Origin of the sequence: Pseudomonas sp. OF001 (assembly GCF_904426495.1) — a bacterium.
In the GTDB taxonomy this organism is placed as follows: Bacteria; Pseudomonadota; Gammaproteobacteria; order Pseudomonadales; family Pseudomonadaceae; genus Geopseudomonas.
In genome coordinates, this window is the sequence record NZ_CAJGBM010000046.1 from 1 (window position 1) to 3,286 (window position 3,286).

The 3,286-nt window shown below is 58.4% G+C and carries 3 protein-coding genes and 1 pseudogene; 3 read left to right on the top strand and 1 reads right to left on the bottom strand.

The window, feature by feature from the left end:
- From RA210_RS18565 to RA210_RS18575, 3 genes are all read left to right on the top strand, one after another.
- A partial coding sequence (locus RA210_RS18565; protein WP_201487602.1) for an ISL3 family transposase occupies positions 1–632 on the top strand: 632 nt, incomplete at its 5' end.
- Between the two features lie 174 nt (positions 633–806).
- A complete protein-coding gene (locus tag RA210_RS18570) occupies positions 807–1,835 on the top strand; it encodes an IS30 family transposase (protein ID WP_201487603.1) in 1,029 nt (342 codons plus the stop codon).
- Between the two features lie 57 nt (positions 1,836–1,892).
- Positions 1,893–2,555, top strand: a complete 663-nt coding sequence (locus RA210_RS18575; protein WP_201487604.1) for a TetR/AcrR family transcriptional regulator — start codon at positions 1,893–1,895, stop codon at positions 2,553–2,555.
- Positions 2,556–2,882: 327 nt separating this feature from the next.
- Here RA210_RS18575 and RA210_RS22115 read toward each other — a convergent pair.
- Positions 2,883–3,167: pseudogene (locus RA210_RS22115) on the bottom strand (phosphate ABC transporter substrate-binding protein); the annotation flags it as partial.
- Positions 3,168–3,286 lie beyond the last annotated feature (119 nt).

Consider the following 3,286-nt stretch of genomic DNA (forward strand, 5'->3'; position numbering starts at 1 on the left):
CGTTCTTCGAGCAACTCGGTGAGCGCTGCCAGCAGATCGAGGCTGTGGCGATGGACATGAATACGGCCTTCGACCTGGAAGTGAAACAGCACTGCCCTCAGGCCGAGGTTGTGTACGACTTGTTCCACGTGGTCGCCCGCTACGGACGTGACGTGATCGACCGCATCCGGGTAGACCAGGCCAATGCCCTGCGCCATGACAAGCCCGCTCGCCAAGTGGTCAAGCAGAGCCGTTGGCTGCTGCTGCGCAACCGGGAGAACCTGAAGGAGGATCATGCCGTTCGACTGCAGGAGTTGTTGGCAGCCAACCAGCCACTGGCCACGGTCTATGTGCTCAAGGATGCGTTGAAGGAGGTCTGGTACGCACCCAGCGTACGGGAGGGCTGGCGGCGCTGGCGAACCTGGCTGAGGCATGCCCGGGAGAGCGGCTTGGCACCGCTACAACGCTTTGCCCGCAACCTCCAGCGCTATGCCCGGGGCATCCTCGCCAGTGCACGATTCCACATGCACACCAGCCTGCTGGAGGGGGTGAACAACCGGATCAAGGTGATCAAGCGCATGGCCTATGGCTTCAGGGACGCCGATTACTTCTTCCTGAAAATCAAGGCCGCCTTCCCCGGGAAAATGCGATGAACCTAAAATTCCGCCTCCGCAACCCCTGGGGCGGCTCGTTGATACCGGTTGACGGAAATTGTTTGGGCGGGATCAACGTTGTTTTTCGGTGGAGTCGGTGGCCGTCCCGTGAGAACATTGGCGGCCGCAAAAACTGAGTGCAACACCTGACCATTCCGGTACGGTGCTGCCCCTATGTCCTATTCCGAACTCAGCGTTGAAGAGCGCGTCACCATTCAACTCGGTCAAGCTCAAGGCTTCAGCCTGCGCAGGATTGCCCTGTTGATCAAGCGATCCCCCTCGACCATCAGCCGGGAGCTGAAGCGCAATCGAGAGACCAGCGGCGTCTACTCGGCCCCCGGAGCGCAGCAGCGGATGAGGACTCGGCGCCAGGTCTGTCGGCCTGAGCGCAAGCTGGTGCCCGGCAATGAACGCTTCGAGTTGGTGGCTTACATGCTGCGTGAGTATTTGTCTCCCGAGCAGATTGCCGGCAAGCTGCGCAGCATGAACCTACCCAATCTTAGAGATGCCTACGTCTGCCGCGAGACGATCTACAACGCGATCTACGCCCTGCCCGTGGGTGAGCTGCGCAAGGAGCTGATCATCTGTCTGCGCCAAGGCAAGACGGCTCGCAGGCCGCGCTCTGGCGGTGTGGATCGGCGCGGCCAGATCCCCGACATGGTCAGCATTCACGTGCGCCCGCCGGAGATTGAAGACCGCCTGATGCCCGGTCACTGGGAAGGCGACCTGATCAAGGGCAAGGCCAATGCCTCGTCCGTGGGCACGCTGGTGGAGCGCACCAGCGGCTACCTGATGCTGATCAAGATGAACGACGCGACGGCGACCTCGGCTATGGAAGGCTTCAGCGCGGCGCTCAATCGCATGCCGCTGGCGATGCGCAAGAGCATGACCTACGACCAGGGCCGGGAGATGGCACGCCACGCCGAGATCACCCAGCAGACCGGCGTGGCGATCTACTTCTGCGACCCGCACAGCCCTTGGCAGCGCGGTAGCAACGAAAATATCAACGGCCTCATCCGCCAGTACCTGCCCAAGGGCACGGACCTGTCGGTACACAGCCAGGAACAGCTGGATGCCATTGCACTGCAGCTGAACATGCGTCCACGCAAACGCTTTGACTTCAAATGCCCGATCGAAATCATCGGCAAGGTGATGCAGGAAGCCATGGCGATCCGGCATGATGCGCCTGCTTCAATTCAATAACGGTGTTGCACTCAGACTCTGCAACCGCCATTTTTCAAATTTGGAAAGGGGCTTGGAATGCCAGCCAGGAAAGAAGACGTCGTCACAGAGAAGCGCCGCTACTTGTCCTCGGCAGCTAGGAAAGAGGAAATATTGGACGCGGCTCTGGTTGAATTCTCGGATCGGACATACAACGCCGTGTCGATGGAGCGTCTAGCGGAATGCGCGGGAATGTCAAAGGCAGGAATTTACGCGCACTTTAAAAGCAAGGAAGAGATCTTTCATGCCTTGCTCGAACGTATGACCAAGCAGCTTTGCGATTTCCAAGGCTGGCTCCCGGACGAAGATTTGACTTTGCCGGAGCTAGTAGACGTGTACCTTGATCGCCTGTACGCGACGTTTGACTCCCCCGCTACCATATCGGTCTACCGACTGCTCCTAGCCGAAAGTGCCAGAGCACCTGCACTGGTCCGGCATTGGCGAGAGGAAGTTGCGCGCGGATTACGGGAGCGGGCGCAGCTCATCATCCAGCGCAACATAGAACGCGGGGTCATTCGCCCAGGTGTCTTGACCGAGCACTTTTTCCCGCTGGCGCTCGCTCCCGCATTGCTATGGCTGAACTCTTCAATGTTATCCAGAGGCGACCCGTCAATATCGCTTGTACAGTTGCGGGAGGCGCATAGGCAACTGCTGCTTGAGCTTCTGCAGCCAGTGGTGAGTAGGGGCAGCGGGCTGAATTAGATGTCGGTTTAGTATTGCCATTACCAGCGTCGGGACCGCACTGGCATGCCATACAACCGAAGCGACTGAGCCTGCATAGCGCAACGGTGATCAAAGCGAACAAGCGGCTGCCTCGCTAAAGTGAATGAAACATGCTGACGGCGTCCAGACATTGCTAATCGCGGCATCCCCAAAGTTTGAGCAGCCTCAACCTCGTTCTGAATACACAAACCGCCCGATGCGCTGCACCGGGCGTCTTAAAGATTGGGGCTGGGGGAAACGCTGCAGCCATTAAGTGCTACATCGCGCCAGAGTCTCTCAGGGCCGCAAACCAAAACACAAAATGTGTCAGGGCAGGGTGAACAGCACCTTCACTGAATCATTGACCGCGGCGCTGTCGACATAGCCGATAGCGTCGGCTTCGGCGGCGACTTTGGCTACAACCGCCGAGTCGCCGGCTTCGGCCGGCAGGGGCTGGCCCTTACCGGTGAATACCAGGCCCGACCAGTAGGACTTCAGCTGGGCTTCGTTCTTGCTGGTGACGGCGGAGTAGAATTTTTCCTTGGTGGGATTCCAGTCTTTCTGGTCGATGCCGCTTAAGGTTTTGTCCCTGCCGAGAAAAATATGGGTAAGCGGATTAAATGGTTGATCTTACCTTTGCATGAGAGTGAGACAGACCGGCATCTCATCGGATTATCTGGTTGATGCTTCACCTACTGCTGGTGCATGTTTCCTTCGCTAATTCCAGCAAG